We start from the raw sequence: 18532 nt of genomic DNA on the forward strand, positions 1-18532 counted from the left end.
GGCCGTCGCGGGGCGACACCACGGGGAACGCGCCGTCGCCGGGTTCGTCGGCGCCGTCGATCAGGTGCGTGACGGCCGGTTCCAGCGCCTCGGCCTGGCGCAGCCAGACCGTTCTGCATACCGCCCGGTATGCCGACTTGCCCGACCCCATCCCCAGCGGCCCACCGCCCCCGTACGCTTTCGTCAGCGCGTCGGCCCCGACGCGTCCTCGAACGGCGGCGAGGAGCGAAGCGAGTGCGGCAGACCGGACGGCAGTCCCGACGACCCGAGCGCCGCACCCCGCCGACCGCGTCGGAGCTGGCCAAGGTCCACGACCGCACCCTCGCCGACGCCGCCGCCCGGGAACTGGCCGTTCCCGCCCTCACCGAGGAGACCGGCGGCCCCGGCCTGCTCGAACCCCGCCCCGAGATCGGCGACTCCTGGGCCCGGCTGCGCCGCCTCGGCCTCGACCCCGACACCGGCGCCGCCGCCGTCCTGCTGGGCCCCGGCGAAATCGAACAGCGCCGCCGCACCAGCGGACTCGACGCCGTCCTGCCGGTGCTGCGCGAGACCCTGCTGGAGGTGGGCGGGGCGGCCCCGCTGCTGCTGGCCGTCGCCGACGCCGAGGGCCACGTGCTCTGGCAGGAGGGCGAACGCGGCCTGCGCCGCAGCGCCGACCGGATCGGCTTCATCACCGGCGCCCGCTGGATCGAGGAGAGCGTCGGCACCAACGGCATCGCGGTCGCGCTGCGCGCCCGGCGCCCGATGCACGTCCACTCCGCCGAGCACTACCTGCGCAGCCACCACGCCTGGACCTGCGTGGCCGCGCCGGTGCGCGACCCCGGGACCGGACGGCTGGTCGGCGCCATCAACCTGAGCGGCCCGGCGCACAGCGTCCGCCCGTTCCTGATCCAGCTCACCGCCACCGCCGCCCGGCTCGCCGAGGCCGAGCTGCGCGCCCACCGGCTGGAGGCGCTGCACCAGCTGCGCGCCCTGGCCGCCCCGCTGCTCGCCCGGGTCGGCGGCCCGGCGCTGGTGGTCGACGCGGCCGGCTGGACCGCCGCCGCGGCCGGGCTGCCGCCGCCCAGCCGGCTCCGGGTGCCCAGCGAGGGCTGGACCCCGGCCACCGTGCACTGGGTGCCCGGCCTCGGCGAGTGCGCGCTGGAGCCGCTCGCCGACGGCTGGCTGGTGCGCCCGGTCCGGCCGCCCGAGGAGGACGGCTCCGGCACGGTGACCGCCGAACAGGCCGAGGGCGCCCACCTGCGGCTCGACCTGCGCCGCCCGGACCGCCCCGAGCTGTCCGTCCGGGGCGCGGCCGACAGCTGGTCGCACCCGCTCAGCCCGCGCCACGCCGAACTGCTGCTCCTACTCGCCACCGGACGCGAGGGCAGCACCGCCGCCCAGCTCGCCGAGGCGCTGTTCGGCGACGCGGGCCGGACGGTGACGGTCCGCGCCGAGCTGTCCCGGCTGCGCCGCTACCTGGGCGGGCTGCTGGCCCACCGGCCGTACCGGATCGCCGAGTCGGTGCTGGTCAGCGTGGACGGGCCGGACGACCCGTACGACCTGCTGCCCGCCTCCTCGGCCCCGGCCGTCCGGCGGCTGCGGGCCGCGCTGGCGGCGGGGACGGCCCGGTTGCCCGGCGCGCCGCCCCTCGCGCCGCCGTGCGCCGCCGGGCCGCCGGAGCGCCGCTGACGGTCTGTCCCGGCTTCCGGGGGCGGAGCCTCAGCCCTCGGCGAGCAGCGCGGCCAGCTCGGCGTCGGTGGGGCCGCAGTGGCGCTCCTGGTGCTCGGAGACCAGCGCGTAGGTGCGGTCCAGCCAGGCCTGCACCCGGGGCTTGGAGGCCTCCAGCAGCGCGCTGCCGTGCGGGGATTCGAGCGCCAGGTGCAGCGTCGAGCCGTGGCACGGGCAGTACGCCGGCCACAGTTTGACGTCGCCCTGCCCGCTCAGCGCGCGCAGGCCGTCGCGCAGCAGTTCGCGCGAGAACACCCAGTCCGCCTCGTCCGGCCGCCCCAGGTGGAAGGTCAGCAGCACCTCGTACGGGCGCTCGGCGGTGAACCGGAACCGGGTGCGCACCTCGCCGACCACCTCCTCGCCCAGCGAGATCCGCAGGATCAGCACCTCCTCCACCGCCGCCGGAGCGGCGGTGGAGACCTCCCCATCGCCGCCCGTGGGGGTGGCGGCGAGGGGTGCACTGGAGGCTGCGGACAGCGGGTCGGACGGCATGACGGTCTCTCCGGGACGGCGTGGGATGCCCTCAGCCTGCGTCACGCCCGGTACGGCGGGCAAGGGTTGCAAGGGGGTTGCAATAACCCCCGGCCGGGCCTTCCTTCCCCTGTCGGCGCTTATCAGACGGAGCGTCAACTTCCGTGTGGCGCACGGATGTCCGCGAAGTGGAGGGGGTGCGACCGGGCCGCGGCCGTCCGCTGGTACGCTCTCCCCTCTCCCCACGCGGGCCCGCGTGGAACCGGCCCTCCGCGGCCGGAGCCGGGCCCGGCGGCGGCGCGTGGGAGAATACGGCGACGCGACGGCGGCTTCGGGGAGGGAGGGGTCCGGTGGCTGTGCGCGAGGACACCGCGCGGGACGTGCAGCACGAGCCCGCACGGCAGGGTCGGCACGGGCGGCCGCGCCCGTTCGGCGGCCTGTTCCGGCTGCCCACCCTGCGCTTCTCCGGCGCCGCGATGGCGATGTCCACCGTGGTCGGCATCAGCATCGCGACCACCCTGCTGCTCAACGAACAGCAGGGGATCGGCCGCCGGGCCGGCGTCGCCCGGGTCGGCAGCACCCCGCCGCCCACGCCGGCCGCCACCGAGGAGGCCGAGGCGGTCTCGGCGCAGACCCCGACCGACGGCCCGTCGTCCTCCCCCGCCGCGAACCGGCCCTCGACGCACCCGTCCACGCACCGCTCGGTGGACCCCCCGGTCGCCGCCTCCCCGCCCGCGCCCCGCGCGACGGTCCCGGGCGCACCCCAGACCGGCGGCCAGGCCTCGGCCGGGCAGGACGCACCCGCCTCAGGCACCCAGCTCGCGGGCACCGAGGCCGGGCTGCTCGGCGCCACGGCCCCGGCCGGCCCCTCGCCCTCCCCTTCCGTCTCCGTCCCGGCCCCGGGCGCCAAGCAGCCCGGCTTCGGCCCGCCCACCCCCGGCCGCCCGGCGCCGCCGCCCGCCCTGCCCGTCCCCGACACCGACGACGCGGCGGACACCGGCGGCACCCCGGACACCGACGGCACCGATGGCACCGACGACAGCGCGGACACCGACCACGCGCTGACCGGCGCCGCCCGGGTCTCCCCGCTGGGCCGCGACGGCCTGCGCCACCAGCTCACCCTCGCGGCCACCGAGCCGGTCACCGCGTTCCAGGCCGAGTTCCGGCTCGTCCCGGGCGAGTCGGCCCCCGGCCCCGGCTCCGCCTGGACCGACCTGCCGGGCGCCGTGGTGACCGTCCAGCAGGAGCGCGGCACCCTCGTCTACCGCTTCACCACCCCGCCCGGCACCGACGTCCGGCCCGGCCACTACACCTTCGGCGTCCGCGGCGCCCGTCCGGCGGCCGACCCGTCCGCCGTGGTGCGCAAGTCGGCCCCGGCGGAGAGCTGGAGCGTCTCCGCCTTCGCCCTCGACCGCCCCCGCGCGGTCGCGGCGCTCGGCTCCTTCGGCCCGCCTCCGCCGCCGCCGTCCGCCGAGCCGTACGCGCCCGGCAGCCCGGCCGCCACGCCGCTCGCCGCACCGGCCACCACCCCGGCCGCGACCCCGACCGCCGCGGCCCGCTGAGCCGCCGACGGCCCGGAGCGGACGATCGTCCGACGATCCGACAGCCGGGCCCGCCGGACGGGCGCATCCCCGCACCCTCGTTCGTTACTGTGGGCAGCACCCGGCCCGGCGCCCCCAACGGCCCCGGCCGGGCCGCCGTTCCGCACCCGAGGAGGAGTCCGTGCCCACCGTCCTGACCCAAGGCGGCAACGCACCGCTGACCGCCGCGCGAGTGACCGTCGAGGTCACCGCGCCCAAGGCGCTGGACGTCTCCGGCCTGCTGCTGACCGATGCCGGAAAGGTCCGCTCGGACGACGACTTCGTCTTCTTCAACGCCCCGAACGGCCCCGGCGTCAGCCACCGCCCGGCCTCCGCCGGCACCCCCGACGCGATCACCGTCGACACCCGGGCCGTCCCGGCCGGGATCACCAAGATCGTGGTCACCGCGAGCCCCGCCGACCAGGTCTCCACCTTCGCCGGGACGGAGCCCACCGCCACCGTCCGCGACGCCGACACCGGCGAGGTGCTGGTCACCTTCACCCCGCCCCGGCTGGGCCTGGAGACCGCGCTCATCGTGGTCGAGGTCTACCAGCGGGGCGGCGCCTGGAAGGTGCGCGCGGTCGGCCAGGGCTACGCCGACGGCCTCGCGGGCATCGCCACCGACTTCGGCGTCACCGTCGACGACTCCCCGGCCCCCGCGCCCGCCGCCCCGGTGGCAGCGGCCGCACCGCCGGCCCCGATGGACCGGACCATCCAGCTCCCGGCCCCGCCGGCCGCCCCGCCCGTGCCGCCCGCACCGGCGGCCTCCCCGATCGACCCGCGGATCGCCCTCGCCACCGGCCAGACCGCCGTCCCTGCCCCGCCCGCGGCTCCCCCGGCGCCCGCCGCGCCCCCGGCCCCGGCCGCCCCCGGCAAGGTCACCCTGGACAAGGGCCGGGTCAACCTGGTCAAGGGCAGCTCGGTCTCCCTGGTCAAGAACGGCCGCCCCTTCCTCTCCTCCGTCCGGATGGCCCTCGGCTGGAAGTCCGCCGCCCGCGGCCGCGACATCGACCTGGACGCCTCCTGCCTCGCCTTCGACGCCCGCCACAAGCGGCTGGAGACGGCCTGGTTCATGAAGCTGAGCATCTTCAACGGCGCGATCTCCCACTCCGGCGACAACCTGGTCGGCGGCGAGGGCGGCGACGACGAGGCGATCACCGTCCACCTGGAGGGCCTGCCGGCCGAGGTCCACGCGCTGGTCTTCGTCGTGAACTCCTTCTCCGGCCAGAGGTTCACCGAGGTGCGCGACGCCTACTGCCGCCTGCTGGACGCCCGGACGGAGGAGGAGCTGGTCCGCTTCGACCTCACCAACTCCGAGCCCCACACCGGTGTGATGATGTGCAAGCTGGTCCGCCGCCCGGGCGGCGAGTGGGAGATGACGGCGCTCGGCGAGTACGTCGACGGCAAGACCGCGCGGGCGATGATCGAGCCCGCCGCCGCGACGCTCTGACACCCGGCGTCACCGTCCCGCCCGTGGTTTCACCCTCCCGAGGCATCAAGTCGTCCACAGAGCGACTCGATTGACTCTCAGGAGGGTGAAACCGCACTCTCCCCCTATCCCCAGGAGGAGAGCCGTGCCACGCTTCCTGTCCCGCCTCGCCGTCGCCGGCACCGCCACCGTGCTCGCCGCCGGGCTGATCACCCCGACCACCTCCCAGGCCGCCGCCCGGCCGGGCACCCGCGCCGGCGCACTGAGCTGGACGGCCCTCGGCGACTCCTACACCGCCGGGGTCATCGAGGCCACCGGCGACGAGACCGCGCCCCGCGACGGCTGCGCCCGGACCGTCGACTCCTACCCCGAGATCATCCGCCGCGACCTCGGCTCCCTGGCCGACCTGCGGAACGTCAGCTGCAGCGGCGCCACCACCGACGGCGTCGACGTGACCGCGCAGGCCCCGCTCGGCCGCCCGCTCCCGCCGCTCGGCACCGACCCGAACGGCCCCTACCCGCCCGTCCCGCCGCAGATCGACGCCGTCGACCCGGCCACCGGCCTGGTCACCGTCGGGATCGGCGGCAACGACCTCGGCTTCGCCGAGATCCTCAAGAGCTGCATCGAACTCGGCGCCGTCCAGCTCGGCCGGGGCACGCCCTGCAAGGACAAGTTCGACGCGGGCCTGCCCGACCGCTTCGCCCGGCTGCGCAACGGCTACGACCGGATGCTGACCGCGCTGCACGCCAAGGCCCCGTCCGCCAGGATCCTCACCGTCGGCTACCCGCACCTCGTCCCCGAGAACGCCGGGCTCTGCCAGTTCGGCAACCTCCTGCAGTTCGGCACCTTCACCGGCGGCGACCTCGTCTGGGCCCGCACCGCGATCGTGGAACCGCTCAACGCGCTCGTCGCCCGGAGCACCGCCGCCCACGGCGACACCTTCGTGGACCTCTACCCCGCCAGCGCCGGCCACAGCGTCTGCGACGCCGACCACTGGCTGGACGGCGTGCTGACCAGCGTCCTCCCCCTCGAGTACGCCGTGATGCACCCCAACGCCACCGGCCAGGCGCACACCGCCGCCCTGGTCGAGAAGGCCGTCCTCGGCGGTTGACCGGCCGCTCCGACCGAAAACCGCTGGCCCGCCCACCCCTCGAGCATCATCCTGGTCCGATGCCCCTGCCCACGCCCGCGCCCGTGCCCGCTCCCGTCCGCATCCGCGAAGCCGTCCCCGAGGACTGGCCGGACATCTGGCCGTTCTTCCACACCGTCGTCGCCGCCGGCGAGACCTTCCCCTACCCCCTGGACATGTCCTCCGAGCTGGGCCGGGAGTGGTGGATGCTCGCCGCCCCGAACCGCACGGTGGTCGCGGTGGACGGGGACGGGCGGATCCTCGGCACCGCCAACATGAACCGCAACCGCCCCGGCAACGGCTCGCACGTGGCCAGCGCCAGCTACCTGGTCGACCCGGCCCACCACGGCCGGGGGATCGGGCGGGCCCTGGTCGAGTACACCCTCGACTGGGCCCGCCGCTCCGGCTTCCGCGCCATGCAGTTCAACGCCGTGGTCGCCAACAACCACCACGCCGTGCGGCTCTACGAGTCGCTCGGCTTCGAGGTCGTCGGCACCGTCCCCGAGGCCTTCGACCACCCCGTGGACGGCTACGTCGGCCTGCACGTCATGTACCGGAAGCTGTAAGGCCTTTACCCCTGCTCCTACTCCTCGATCGCCCCGCCGATCCGCCGCAGGTGCCGCCGGAAGCTGTACGCCGGGTCGGCGGCGCGCCGCTCCAGGTACTCCTCGAAGGAGGTCTGCCGGCGCAGCGTGTCCCCGGAGGCGATCCGGGCGGCCTGCGCGCGCTCGGTCCGGGCGATCCCGCCGGCCGTCTCCAGCACCTCCGCGACCCGGTCGCCGGGCACGAACAGCACCCCGTCCGGGTCGGCGAACACCACGTCCTCCGCGCTCACCGGGTGCGGCCCGAACTTGGCCGTCAGCAGCGCCGCCGGCTCCCGGTCGTCCAACCGCACCGGGCCGAGCGGCAGCGCCCCGTAGCTGAACACCGGCAGCCCGATCTCCCGCAGCTCGGGGGTGTCCCGGTGCAGCCCCCACACCACGATCCCGGCCACCCCGGCGGCCCGCGCCTCCAGCACCGCGAGGTCCCCGATGCAGGCCTCGTCGGTCCGCCCGCCGTTGTCGACCACCAGCACGTCCCCGTCCCGGGCCGCCCCGTACGCCTCCAGGAACACGTCCACGCTCCCGTAGTGCCGCACCGGCAGCACCCGCCCCGCCACCCGGGCCCCGGCCACCACCGCCCCCACCCCCGCCGGCGCCACCCGCACCCCCACCCCGAGCCGCACACAGGCATCCGCCACCAACGGCGTGGACAGCTCCGCGAAAGCCTTCAGCATCCCCAACTCCTCCACTCGAAAAGCCAGTTCACCAGCAGGAAGATCCTAGGTCCTACTTAAACTCACACCATCGAGTGAAACCATGCCATATGCGGCATAACCCGTTCCGGGACCGCAGTAGCGTGACGGCCACCTGAAGGAGGGGCATCATGAGTGCTGTGGCGCATGAGCAACCGATCACGGGCTCCCCATCGCAGGCGGACATCCTGCTGGAGAGCTTCCTGAGCCTGCACTCCCCCGAAGGCTTCCGGGCCGAGCTCGTCGAGGGAGAGATCATCGTGGCACCACCGCCGGACGGCGATCACGAGGACTACATCAACCACCTGCTCAAGCAGGTGATCCGGCGCTCCAAGACCGATATGAGCGTTTCCGGAGGCAAGGGCCTCCGCCTCGTGAGCGGCGGTCTCTGTCCGAAGAACCACGTCATCCCGGACGTCACATTCGCTCCCGAGGAACTCCGCCTCTTCCGGGGCGCACCGTCCTGGATGGAACCGGACGGCGTCGCCATGGTCGCGGAAGTGACCTCCGCCAAGCCCGACCAGGACCGCATCGCCAAGCGCCACTGCTACGCCCGGGCCGGCATCCCGCTCTACCTCCTCATCGACCGCGAGAAGTCCCAGGTCAGTCTGTTCGCCAAGCCGCACCGCGACGAGTACACCGAGGTGCACCTCGCCGCCTTCGGCGAACCGCTCGCGCTCCCTGCCCCGTTCGACTTCGACCTCGACACGAAGCCGTTCCTCTGACGTCGACAACGCGCGACGGCCCGCACCCCCCGTCAGGGGTGCGGGCCGTGGCCTGGGGCGCCGGGTCAGCCGCGGGTGGCCATGGCGCGCAGGAAGAAGGTCAGGTTGGCGGGGCGCTCGGCGAGGCGGCGCATGAAGTAGCCGTACCACTCCTGGCCGTACGGGAGGTAGACCCGCATGGTGTTGCCCTCGGCGGCGAGGCGCAGCTGCTCCTCGGGGCGGATGCCGAACAGCATCTGGTACTCGAAGGAGTCCCGCTTGCGGCCGTTCCACTGGGCCAGCTGGCCGGCGATCTTGATCATGTTGGGGTCGTGCGAGGCGATCATCGGGTAGCCCTCGCCCGCCATCAGGACCTTCAGGGCCCGGACGTACGCGAGGTCGACCTCGTGCTTGCCCTGGAAGGCGACCGACTCGGGCTCCTTGTAGGCGCCCTTGCACAGGCGCACGCGCGAGCCGGCGCCGGAGAAGTCGCGGCAGTCGGCCTCGGTGCGGCGCAGGTAGGCCTGGAGCACGACGCCCAGCCACGGGAAGTCCGCCCGCAGCTCCCGCGCGATGGCGAGGGTGGAGTCGGTGGTGGTGTGGTCCTCCATGTCGAGGGTCACCGTGGTGCCGGCCTCGGCGGCGGCCTCGCAGATGCGGCGGGCGTTCTCCAGCGCGATCTTCTCGCCGTCCACCGGGAGGAACTGGCCGACGGCCGACAGCTTGACCGACACCTCGGCGCCGGCCGCGAGGCCGGTGTCCTTGAGGGCCTTGAGCAGGTGCTCGTAGGCCTCGGCGGTGCCCGCGGCCTGGGCGGCGTCCTGGGTGTCCTCGCCGAGGTGGTCGAGGGTGACCTTGCGACCGGTGGCGATCAGGTCGTCGGTGGCGGTGACGGCGTCGTCGAGGACGTCACCGGCGACGAAGCGCTCGACTATCGCGTGGGTCGGCGGGAACTTCTCGACCACGGTGCGGACCTGCGGGGACCGGGAGGCCGCGAGAAGGGCGGAACGGAGCATCGTGACTCCTGGAGCTGGTGCTTCTTAAGGATGGCAGAAAGGGCCGGGGCGGCGGTGCGGGGATGGGGCACCGCCGCCCCGGGAGGCGGCGCCCGGCTGCGGGACCGGGCGTCGCGGGTGACCGGTGGCTACGGGACGAGCCGGCTGGTCAGGGGGGCTGGTCAGCCCATGTGCGGGTAGCGGTAGTCCGTCGGCGGGACGAAGGTCTCCTTGACCGAGCGGGTCGAGGTCCAGCGCGCCAGGTTCTGCTTGGCGCCGGCCTTGTCGTTGGTGCCCGAGGCCCGGCCGCCGCCGAAGGGCTGCTGGCCGACGACGGCGCCGGTCGGCTTGTCGTTGATGTAGAAGTTGCCGGCGGCGAAGCGCAGCTTGTGCATCGCGTCCTGGGCCGCGGCGCGGTCCTGGGAGATGATCGAGCCGGTCAGGCCGTACGGGGACACCGACTCCATCTGGGTCAGCATCTCCTCGTACTTCTCGTCCTCGTAGACGTACACGGCCAGGATCGGGCCGAAGTACTCGTCCTTGAAGTACTCGGCGGCCGGGTCCTGGCAGACCAGGACGGTCGGGCGGACGAAGTAGCCGACCGAGTCGTCGTAGGTGCCGCCGGCGAGGACCTCGACCTGCGGGTCGGCCTGGGCGCGGTCGATCGCGGCCTTGTTCTTGGCGAAGGAGCGCTCGTCGATGACGGCCGACATGAAGTTGGACAGGTCGCTGACGTCGCCCATGGTGAGGCCGTCGACCTCGGCGGCGAACTCGTCCTTGAGGCCGGCCCAGAGCGAGGCGGGGACGTAGGCCCGCGACAGCGCCGAGCACTTCTGGCCCTGGAACTCGAAGGCGCCGCGGGTCATCGCGGTCTTCAGGACCTTCGGGTCGGCGGACGGGTGGGCGACCAGGAAGTCCTTGCCGCCGGTCTCGCCGACGATCCGCGGGTAGGTGCGGTAGCCGGAGATGTTGGTGCCGACCTCGCGCCACAGGTGCTGGAAGGTGGCGGTGGAGCCGGTGAAGTGGATGCCGGCCAGCGCCGGGTGCTTGAGCGCGACCTCGGAGACGGCCAGGCCGTCGCCGGTCACCATGTTGATGACGCCCTTGGGCAGGCCGGCCTCCTCCAGCAGCTGCATCAGCAGGTGCGCGGAGAACTGCTGGGTCGGGGACGGCTTCCACAGCACCACGTTGCCCATCAGCGCGGGCGCGGTCGGCAGGTTGCCGGCGATCGCGGTGAAGTTGAACGGGGTGATCGCGTAGACGAAGCCCTCGAGCGGGCGGTGGTCGCTGCGGTTCCACACGCCGTCCGAGGAGATCGGCTGCTCGGCCATGATCTGGCGGGCGAAGTGCACGTTGAAGCGCAGGAAGTCGACCAGCTCGCAGGGGGTGTCGATCTCGGCCTGCTGCGCGGTCTTGGACTGGCCGAGCATGGTGGCGGCGGCCAGGGTCTCGCGCCAGGGGCCGGCCAGCAGGTCGGCGGCCTTGAGGAAGATCGCGGCGCGGGAGTCGAAGGAGAGCGCCTGCCAGGCCTCGGCTGCGGCCAGGGCAGTGTCGATGGCCTCCTGCGCGTCGGCCTGGGTGGCGTTGCGCAGGGTGCCGAGCCGAGCCGCGTGGTTGTGCGGCTGGACGACGTGGATCTCGGTGCCGCCGCCCATCCGGCGCTCACCGTTGATCGTCATGGTCAGCTGAACCGGCTCCTGGCCGCCCAGCTCCTTCAGCTTGGCCTCCAGACGGGCCCGTTCCGGGCTCCCGGGGGCGTAGCTGTGGACCGGCTCGTTCACCGGCGCGGGGACCTGGGTCACAGCGTCCATAGAGCGCACGCTCTCCTTCGTTCAGTGCGGGGGGATTGCCGGCGCGGGTTGCACGCCGACCACAGCACGAACGCTATTCCTGGCCACCGGGCGACTTGATTGGCCGCGCGGCTAAATTCCCCCGTACGGCGTTGTCCGGCCCGACGAAGTCGGTCACGCCGCGGTCACGAACCGTCCCCGATCGCCCCACCTTTCACACCACCCCGCGCCACCTCGCGCCTCCGGGCTCACGCCCCCGGCCCGCGAAGGCGGCTCGCACGCCGGTGCCCGTCGGCTGGCCCCGGCGCGCCCGCGCGCCGGGCCGCGGTCCGGCGGCCACGCCGAATCTCTGTCCGTCCGGCTAAAATCGACCGCGAAACGTTGTCCGAGCGGATGAAGGAGGACCGGCGTGACCACCCCCGGCCTGCCGCTCCGTCAACTCCTGATGTCCCTCGGCGAACCGCTGGTCGAGCTGCAGGCCGCCCCGCTGGGCCTGGACGTCCCGGTGCGCGACGTCGCGATCCTCGACCCGGAGGACCCGCCGACCGCCGCCCCCGGCGAGCTGGTGCTCGCGATCGGCGCCCGCGGCCGCGCCGCCCTGCCCGCCCTTCGCGCGGCCGGCCGGGCCGGGGCCGCCGCCGTCGCGGTGAAGCTGGACGGCCCCGGCCAGGCCGACGCGCTGCGCGAGGCCGCCACCGACGCGGGCGTCGCCCTGCTCTCGGTGCGCCGCGAGACCCGCTGGGAGCACCTCGACTCGCTGGCCCGGGCGATCATCGCCGGCCCTGACGCCCCGGACGCCCCCGGCGCCCCCGAGCCCAACGCGGGCGACCTCTTCTCCCTCGCCCAGACCGTCGCCGTCCTCACCAACGGCATCGTCTCGATCGAGGACACCTCCAGCCGGGTGCTGGCCTACTCCCGCTCCTCCGACTCCGACGAGGTCGACGACCTGCGCCGGCTGTCCATCCTCGGCTGGCAGGGCCCGGAGCCGTACCTGTCCAAGCTCCGCGAGTGGGGCATCTTCCAGCACCTGCGCAGCTCGGACACCCCGATCGCGGTCGAGCCGCACCCCGAACTGGGCCTGCGCCGCCGCCTCGCGGTCGGCATCCGGGCCGGGGCGCAGCCGCTCGGCACCATCTGGGTACAGGAGGGCGCCCAGCCGCTGGCCCCGCTGGCCGAGCAGTCCCTGGTCGGCGCCGCCCGGGTCGCGGCCGCCCAGCTGGTGCGCCGCCGCCGGGAGCTGTCCGCCGACGTCCGGCTCACCCAGACGCTGCTGACCGGCCTGCTGGAGGGCTCCACCGGCCCCCAGTCGCTCGCCACCCACCTCGGCCTGGACCTGCGCCGCCCGGCCACCGTGCTGGCCTACAGCGCGCGCACCACCGACGTGCTGCACCGCTCCGACGTCACCGGCCTGATCTCGGTGCACACCGCCGCCCGGCACCGCACCGCGCTGCTCGCCCCGATCGAGTCCCGGGTGTACGTGCTGCTGCCCGAGCTGCCGCCCGGCCTGCCGATGACCACCGTGCGCGACTGGGCCTTCGAGGTGGTGGCGGCCGCCCGGGAGCACCTCGGCGTCCCGCTGCGCGCCGCGATCGGCTCGACCGTCGACGGCCTGGCCCAGGTCCCCGACTCCCGCGCGCAGGCGGACCGCATCCTGGACGCGATGGGCCGCGGCGGCGTGGACCTCGACGTCGCGGCGCTGATCGACGTCCAGGCGGAGGTGCTGGTCAGCGAGATGCTCGCGCTGCTCCAGGAGCGCACCGGCCTGCGCGACCCGCGGCTGACCGCGCTCACCGCGTACGACCGGCGGCACGGCACCCGGCTCGCCGAGTCGGTGCTGGCCTGGCTGGACGCGCTCGGCGAGGTCCGGGTGGCCGCGGACGCCCTGCACATCCACCCCAACACCCTGCGCTACCGGGTGCGCCGCGCCGAGCAGTTGACCGGCATCGACCTCGCCCAGCCGCAGCAGCGGCTGCTGGCGATGCTGCAACTGCGGCTGCCCGCGGACGAGTAGTCCGCGGGCAGCCGCTCGGTCATTCCTGACGGTTCGTCACTCGCCGTAGCCCTGGCCGCGCTTGTGCTCGTTCAGCCGGCGCCACGGGCCGCTGATCGCCAGCTGGATGCCCGGGGTCTGGATGTTGGCGAACAGGGTCTTGCCGTCGTCCGAGAAGGTCACCCCGGTGAACTCGCTGAACTCGGGCTTCTCGGCGGTGCCGATGTTCAGCTCGTTGCGGGCGATCGGGTAGACCAGCCCGTCCTCGGTGGCGCCGAACAGGTGCGAGACGCCCTCGCCGTCCTCGCAGATCACGATGCCGCCGTACGGCGAGACGGTGATGTTGTCCGGGCCGTCGAAGTTGTCGTGGTCGCCCCAGACGTCGGTGTTGACGCCCAGCAGCACCTTCAGGGTGATGGTGCGGCGGGCCGGGTTGTAGAACCAGACCTGGCCGTCGTGCTGGAGCGGGCTCTCCGAACGGGCGAAGCTGGAGACGAAGTAGAAGCCGCCGTCACCCCACCACATGCCCTCCAGCTTGCGGGCGCGGCTGACCTCGCCGTCCTTGAACTGCTTGCGCACCGAGACGGTCCTGGCGTCGCGGTCCTGGACCTTGACCCAGTCCACGCCGTAGGTGGTGCCGACCTTGGTGGCGCGGGAGAGGTCGTCGACGAACTTGCCCTGGGCGTCGAAGACCTTGAAGGCCTCCAGCACACCGGCGTCGGCGGCGAGCTTGCGCAGCTGGTAGCGGCCGTGCTTGAAGCCGCCCGGCGGGGTCCAGCGGAACAGCAGGCCGTTCGGGTTCGAGGCGTCCTCGGTCAGGTAGACCTGGCCGCGCTTCGGGTCCACGACCACGGCCTCGTGCGCGTAGCGGCCGAAGGCCTTCACCGGCTGCGGGTCCCGGTTGTAGTCGTCGTCGAAGGGGTCGACCTCGAAGATGTAGCCGTGGTCCTTGGTGAAGCCGTTCTTGCCGGCCTTGTCCTCGGTCTCCTCGCCGGACAGCCAGGTGCCCCACGGGGTCACGCCGCCCGCGCAGTTGGTGGCGGTGCCGGCGATGCCGACCCACTGCTCGACCGAGCCGTCCCGCTTGGCGTGCACGATGGTGCAGCCGCCGGCCGCGCCCGGGTCGTAGATGTGGCCCTCGGTCAGCGGCACCGGGTGCGGCCAGTTGGCGCGGGCGCCGGCCAGCTCGTGGTTGACGACCATCAGGTTGCCGCCGCGCTCGTCCTCGAAGGCGGAGGTGCCGTCGTGGTTGCTCGGGGTGAACTCGCCGGTGCGCAGCTTGGTGACGCCGGCCCGGTTGAGGACCTTGTACGAGAAGCCCTTCGGCAGGGAGAGCAGGCCGGCCGGGTCCTGGACCAGCTGGCCGTAGCCGACGGCGGTGCCGCCGGCCGAGTTGGTCCCGGCGGCCGCGGCGACCGGGGCCTCGCCGCCGACCGGGGCGGCGATCGCGCCCGGGGCGCTGGCCAGCGCCTCGGCGCCGCCGGCGATCAGCACGCCGGCCCCGACGAGGGTGGAACGGTTGACGAAGTCCCGGCGGGACAGCGACATGGCAGCAACTCCTGAGGATGAGCGGGGGCGCCGGTGCGGGATGCCGACGCCCAGCAGGCTCCGCCGGGCGGGTGAACCCGGCATGACGCCCACCTCACGCCCAGGCGGCCATTTGCCGACCGATGACCTTCACATGACCTGTGCTTTACTGAGGCCCCCGCCGACCCGCCCGACCCGTCAGCGCCGCGCCGCCCGCCACTGCTCCCAGGCCGACAGCCACAGCTGCTCGGCCAGCCGCTGCTCCTCCCAGACCCCCGCCCCGCCGCCGCCCGGCCGCTCCCGCCACAGCTGCGCCCAGGCCCGCTGCGCCGGCAGGCTCGCCACCTCGCTCGCGAACACCGTGTACCGGACGACCTCCTCGACGGCCGCCTCCCCCTCCGCCGTGCCGACCAGCCAGTGCGTCTGCTGGGACAGCCGGTTGAGGTGGTTCACCATCGAGGTCACCGCCGCCGCGGCCTCCTCCCGGGTCTCGGTGGCCAGCCGCATCTGCTGGCGCACCGCCGCCTCCCAGCGCACCGCGCCGACCTCCCCGCGCAGCCCGCGCGGCAGCCTCGGCGTGCGCCCCACCCGCACCTGCGCCTCGATCGCGGCGGACTCGGCGACGCTCTGCGCGATCAGCGCCCGGTGCGCCTCCATCCCGACGGCGGGCGGCAGTTCACGCTCCTCGACCGGCACCCGGCGGGCCCGCCGGGCGGCCAGGTCGCGCAGCAGCTCGGTGCGGCCGCGCAGGCAGCCCTCGAAGTCGCCGATAGCGCCGAGCTCCACCGCGCCGGGGGCCACCCCGCGCGCGCACACCGTCACGGTCAGCCCGCCGACCCGCAGCCGCCCGGCCCACACCGGCTCCGGACCGTCCGCCGCCGGGGCGCCGGGCTCCGGCACCGGCCGGTCCTCGTGCACCTCCACCGCGCAGGGCTCGCCGTCCACCGTGATCCACGCGCGCAACGCCCGTACCCGGCCCGGCCCGTCGCCCTCGTCGACGCCCAACTGCTCGTAGACGCGGTCCCGTTCGTCCTCGACCAGGTCCTCCAGCTCGGGCAGCCGCTCGCCCGGTTCGGCCCCCGGCCGGTAGGTGCGCACGGTCACGTACGGGCCGGCCGCCGAGCGCCAGTCGCCGCACTGGACCTCGACCCAGCGCAGCTCGCCGCCGGAGGTCTCGAAGGCGGCCAGCGCCTCACCGGCCAACGCCCCGTCGGCCGTCATCGTCCCGTCCACGGGGACCCCGCCCGCGGGGGCCTGCCCCGCGGCCACGCCGTACACCGGGAAGTCGGCCGCCGCCAGGGTCCGGCGGGAGAACTCCTCCTGGTCGGCGAACCGGTCGACGGGCCTGCCCGCGGGCCGACCGGCACCCTGCTCGGCCGACCGGTCCAGTGACCGGTCCGCGGGCCGCCCGGCGAAACGGTCCTCCCGGACCGGCCGGTCCGGGGCCGGGGCGGACCCCGAGGGCCCGGCGTCCCGCTTCTGGTGCCTGCCGCCGCTCTCCCGCATCATCCTGTGCCGCACCCCCGAGACCTCGCACCCGCACCGCTGACGCCACCTTACGTGGCCGCAGCTGCCGGGTCATCAGCTCGGCCCCCGGACGGGGGTGGTGGCCGTGTCAGGGCGCCCGGTTGTCAGCCGCCCTCCCTAACCTGGCGGCATGACAGCACAGAACGACGCAGCACAGGACCGCACCGGGCAGGGCGCCTTCCCCGCCCGGATCAGCATCGTCACCCTCGGGGTGACCGACCTCGACGAGAGCGCCCGCTTCTACGAGGCGCTCGGCTGGAAGCGCTCCACCGCCTCCAGCCCGGAGATCGTCTGGTTCCGCACCGCCGACTCGGTGCTCGGCCTCTTCCCCACCGACGAGCTGGCCGCCGACGCGGGCGTGCCCGCCACCGGCGAGCCCTCCTTCCGCGGCGTCACCCTCGCGGTGAACCTGGAGTCCCCCGCGCTGGTGGACGCCGCGCTGCGGACGGCGGTCGAGGCCGGCGCCGTGGTGGTCAAGCCGCCGGTCCCGACCGACTGGGGCGGCTACTCCGGCTACTTCGAGGACCCGGACGGCCACCTCTGGGAGCTGGCCCACAACCCGTTCTTCCCCTTCACCGAGGACGGCTCACTGGACCTTCCCTAGACCGCCATACGGTGCGCTCGGAGGGCTCAGCTCCTGGAGCGCGCCTTGAACGCCGCCTTGCGCGCCTCCTTGGCCAGCGCCCGGTCCGGGTGCAGCTCCCCGATCGCCTCCAGGACGTCCGCCGTGTACGGGTGGTCGACCCGCCACAGCTCGCCGAACCACCCCGCCGGATCGCCGTTCACCGGCAGGTCGGCGACCAGCTCGCCCAGCAGCTCGGCGTCCCCGCCGTTGTCCAGCAGCTGGGCGGCGAAGGTGTCGACCACCGTCCACAGCGCCATCGCCCGGTCCGGCACCGGGACGTCCGTCGCCCCCTGCGCGGTCAGCCAGGCCCGCACCGCACCGCCCAGCTCCGGGTCGTCCATGACCTCCCGGGCGGCCGGCTCCGCGCCCGGCCCGAGCAGGTTGAGCGCCGAGACGCCGAGCATCCGGCGCAGCGGGCCGTAGCCGTCGGAGCCGCGCGCCGCCGCGAGCAGCTCGCGCGCCGCCGCCACCGGCTCCCGGTCGGCGGTCCACGCCCGCAGCTCCTCCTCCGGCAGCACGTTGGCCGACTCGCACACCCCGCGCAGCAGCTCGGCCGCGTCCCCCTTGGCCAGGTCGCCGACCAGCGGCGCGTCGTAGCCGTCCTCCAGCAGCCACTGCCGGATGCCGTACTGGCCGAGCGGGGTGAGCCGGACCAGCCCGAAGCGGGCCGACTCCTCCTCGTCCAGCGGCTCCTCGCCGACCACGGCGGGCTCCTCGCCGTCCTCCTCGTCGAACAGCTCGGGGTCGATCGGGCGGTAGTCCAGCAGGCCGAGCTCGGCGAGGTCGCCCAGCATCGGGTCCAGCGCGACCATCACGTCCGTGATGTCGCCGAGCAGTTCCTCGCTGGGCTCCTCGCCCTCCGGGACGACCAGCAGCGCGGCCAGCACGCCCAGCGGCACGGTCTCGTTGCCGGGCTCGGCGAAGGCGGTGGTCTCGTAGAGCACCTGCAGGGCCTCGTCCAGCAGCTCGGCGGCCTCGTCACGGGCCTCCTCGACCTCGGAGAGCGCGTCCTCGTCCTCCTCGCCCTCGGCCCCGGCCTCCCCGGCGCCCTCCTCCGGGACGGAGTCCGCCTCGACGGCCAGCTCCCGGACGATCCCGGCGGCGGTCAGCCACAGCTCCAGGACGGTCTCCGGGTCGCCCTGCTCGGCGGGCTCCAGGTCCGGGCCGGGGACGGCGACGTGCTCGCCCTCCGCGGTCGTACCGAGCTCCACCAGGTCCAGGTCGCAGGCCAGCGACCAGGCCCGCAGCGCCTCGATCTCGGCCTCCTCGGGCACCTCGCCCTCGGCCGGGGCCAGGCCCAGCAGCCGGGCCGCGGGCGCCCGGTCCGCCTCGACCAGGTCGCCGAACTCGTCCACCTCCCGGTGCGGGGCGGACCAGCGGGCCAGCGCCAGCGCGTACCCGAACATCGGTACGGCCTTCGCCTGCTCGGCCAGCTCGCGCTCGGCGGGCAGCTTCACCGGCGGGACCAGGACGGCCGCGTCGTCCAGGTCCTCGTCGTCCAGCCCGTGCGCGGCGAACGCCCCGTAGAGGTCCTGGAGCTCCAGGTCGGCGGGCAGCACCGCCTCGGCCGCGCCCTCACCCGTCGAAGCCCCGGTGTTCTTGCGACGTCGTCCGGCCATCGTTGTGCGCTCTCCCTCAGCCCAGCGGTCAGCCCAACAGCGCCGCGTACCGATCCATCACCTCAGCGTATAGGCCGGGCACCCCCGACGCCCGGCCGTACGGGGCGCACCCAGGGGCGCGCGCCATGGGCGTACGCCCACC

15 protein-coding genes are annotated in these 18532 nt (G+C 74.5%); 8 read left to right on the forward strand and 7 right to left on the reverse strand.

The features are described from left to right. Positions 1 to 234 precede the first annotated feature (234 nt). Complete coding sequence (locus ACWDCZ_RS10895) at positions 235 to 1671, forward strand: helix-turn-helix domain-containing protein (protein ID WP_220450064.1); 1437 nt, start codon at positions 235 to 237, stop codon at positions 1669 to 1671. A gap of 30 nt (positions 1672 to 1701) precedes the next feature. Here the strand turns inward: ACWDCZ_RS10895 and ACWDCZ_RS10900 are convergent, their stop codons facing one another. After that, on the reverse strand, positions 1702 to 2202 hold the full coding sequence (locus ACWDCZ_RS10900) for an SsgA family sporulation/cell division regulator (RefSeq protein WP_449815768.1): 501 nt from the start codon (positions 2200 to 2202) through the stop codon (positions 1702 to 1704). Positions 2203 to 2531: 329 nt separating this feature from the next. On the opposite strand from ACWDCZ_RS10900, the gene ACWDCZ_RS10905 reads away from it, so the two are divergent. From ACWDCZ_RS10905 to ACWDCZ_RS10920, 4 genes are all read left to right on the forward strand, one after another. Next, entirely contained in the window at positions 2532 to 3743 is a 1212-nt protein-coding gene (locus tag ACWDCZ_RS10905) for a hypothetical protein (RefSeq protein WP_449815769.1), read from the forward strand. 172 nt (positions 3744 to 3915) lie between these two features. Next, positions 3916 to 5211 carry a TerD family protein gene (locus ACWDCZ_RS10910; protein WP_074002111.1) on the forward strand — a complete coding sequence of 432 codons (1296 nt, stop codon included), beginning with the start codon at positions 3916 to 3918 and terminating at the stop codon, positions 5209 to 5211. Positions 5212 to 5335: 124 nt separating this feature from the next. Then, positions 5336 to 6301 carry an SGNH/GDSL hydrolase family protein gene (locus ACWDCZ_RS10915; RefSeq protein ID WP_449815770.1) on the forward strand — a complete coding sequence of 322 codons (966 nt, stop codon included), beginning with the start codon at positions 5336 to 5338 and terminating at the stop codon, positions 6299 to 6301. A gap of 59 nt (positions 6302 to 6360) precedes the next feature. After that, positions 6361 to 6885 (forward strand): N-acetyltransferase family protein, encoded by a 525-nt coding sequence (locus ACWDCZ_RS10920; protein ID WP_449815771.1) that lies wholly within the window; start codon positions 6361 to 6363, stop codon positions 6883 to 6885. Positions 6886 to 6902: 17 nt separating this feature from the next. On the opposite strand, the gene ACWDCZ_RS10925 is transcribed toward ACWDCZ_RS10920, so the two are convergent. After that, positions 6903 to 7595, reverse strand: a complete 693-nt coding sequence (locus ACWDCZ_RS10925) for an RraA family protein (protein ID WP_049654991.1) — start codon at positions 7593 to 7595, stop codon at positions 6903 to 6905. A 149-nt stretch (positions 7596 to 7744) separates the two neighbouring features. Here ACWDCZ_RS10925 and ACWDCZ_RS10930 point away from each other — a divergent pair, with 149 nt between their 5' ends. After that, positions 7745 to 8338, forward strand: coding sequence for a Uma2 family endonuclease (locus ACWDCZ_RS10930; RefSeq protein WP_049654993.1), 594 nt, complete (start codon positions 7745 to 7747; stop codon positions 8336 to 8338). Between the two features lie 65 nt (positions 8339 to 8403). Here the strand turns inward: ACWDCZ_RS10930 and ACWDCZ_RS10935 are convergent, their stop codons facing one another. Both ACWDCZ_RS10935 and pruA read right to left on the reverse strand, forming a co-directional pair. Further along, positions 8404 to 9333: a proline dehydrogenase family protein gene (locus ACWDCZ_RS10935; protein ID WP_049654995.1), complete on the reverse strand. Its 930-nt coding sequence runs from the start codon at positions 9331 to 9333 to the stop codon at positions 8404 to 8406. 161 nt (positions 9334 to 9494) lie between these two features. Then, a complete protein-coding gene (gene pruA / locus ACWDCZ_RS10940; RefSeq protein WP_049654997.1) occupies positions 9495 to 11123 on the reverse strand; it encodes an L-glutamate gamma-semialdehyde dehydrogenase in 1629 nt (542 codons plus the stop codon). Between the two features lie 388 nt (positions 11124 to 11511). On the opposite strand from pruA, the gene ACWDCZ_RS10945 reads away from it, so the two are divergent. Next, a complete protein-coding gene (locus tag ACWDCZ_RS10945; protein ID WP_449815772.1) occupies positions 11512 to 13113 on the forward strand; it encodes a PucR family transcriptional regulator in 1602 nt (533 codons plus the stop codon). 36 nt (positions 13114 to 13149) lie between these two features. Here ACWDCZ_RS10945 and ACWDCZ_RS10950 read toward each other — a convergent pair whose 3' ends face one another. Both ACWDCZ_RS10950 and ACWDCZ_RS10955 read right to left on the reverse strand, forming a co-directional pair. Next, the gene (locus tag ACWDCZ_RS10950) at positions 13150 to 14640 is read right to left on the reverse strand and encodes an alkaline phosphatase PhoX (RefSeq protein ID WP_449815773.1); all 1491 of its coding nucleotides are present in this window, start codon (positions 14638 to 14640) and stop codon (positions 13150 to 13152) included. 177 nt (positions 14641 to 14817) lie between these two features. Further along, positions 14818 to 16128: a hypothetical protein gene (locus tag ACWDCZ_RS10955; RefSeq protein ID WP_449815774.1), complete on the reverse strand. Its 1311-nt coding sequence runs from the start codon at positions 16126 to 16128 to the stop codon at positions 14818 to 14820. A gap of 148 nt (positions 16129 to 16276) precedes the next feature. On the opposite strand from ACWDCZ_RS10955, the gene ACWDCZ_RS10960 reads away from it, so the two are divergent. Then, positions 16277 to 16750: a VOC family protein gene (locus ACWDCZ_RS10960; RefSeq protein ID WP_049650575.1), complete on the forward strand. Its 474-nt coding sequence runs from the start codon at positions 16277 to 16279 to the stop codon at positions 16748 to 16750. Positions 16751 to 16776: 26 nt separating this feature from the next. On the opposite strand, the gene ACWDCZ_RS10965 is transcribed toward ACWDCZ_RS10960, so the two are convergent. After that, positions 16777 to 18390, reverse strand: a complete 1614-nt coding sequence (locus tag ACWDCZ_RS10965) for a hypothetical protein (protein WP_449815775.1) — start codon at positions 18388 to 18390, stop codon at positions 16777 to 16779. Positions 18391 to 18532 lie beyond the last annotated feature (142 nt).

The organism is Kitasatospora sp. NPDC001225 (assembly GCF_053597855.1).

Excerpts from the sequence above, each read along its gene's own strand:
- ACWDCZ_RS10900 (WP_449815768.1), bottom strand. The coding sequence starts at position 2,202 with ATGCCGTCCGACCCGCTGTCCGCAGCCTCCAGTGCACCCCTCGCCGCC.
- ACWDCZ_RS10920 (WP_449815771.1), top strand. The coding sequence starts at position 6,361 with ATGCCCCTGCCCACGCCCGCGCCCGTGCCCGCTCCCGTCCGCATCCGC.
- ACWDCZ_RS10925 (WP_049654991.1), bottom strand. The coding sequence starts at position 7,595 with ATGCTGAAGGCTTTCGCGGAGCTGTCCACGCCGTTGGTGGCGGATGCC.
- ACWDCZ_RS10930 (WP_049654993.1), top strand. The coding sequence starts at position 7,745 with ATGAGTGCTGTGGCGCATGAGCAACCGATCACGGGCTCCCCATCGCAG.
- ACWDCZ_RS10935 (WP_049654995.1), bottom strand. The coding sequence starts at position 9,333 with ATGCTCCGTTCCGCCCTTCTCGCGGCCTCCCGGTCCCCGCAGGTCCGC.
- pruA (WP_049654997.1), bottom strand. The coding sequence starts at position 11,123 with ATGGACGCTGTGACCCAGGTCCCCGCGCCGGTGAACGAGCCGGTCCAC.
- ACWDCZ_RS10950 (WP_449815773.1), bottom strand. The coding sequence starts at position 14,640 with ATGTCGCTGTCCCGCCGGGACTTCGTCAACCGTTCCACCCTCGTCGGG.
- ACWDCZ_RS10955 (WP_449815774.1), bottom strand. The coding sequence starts at position 16,128 with ATGATGCGGGAGAGCGGCGGCAGGCACCAGAAGCGGGACGCCGGGCCC.
- ACWDCZ_RS10960 (WP_049650575.1), top strand. The coding sequence starts at position 16,277 with ATGACAGCACAGAACGACGCAGCACAGGACCGCACCGGGCAGGGCGCC.
- ACWDCZ_RS10965 (WP_449815775.1), bottom strand. The coding sequence starts at position 18,390 with ATGGCCGGACGACGTCGCAAGAACACCGGGGCTTCGACGGGTGAGGGC.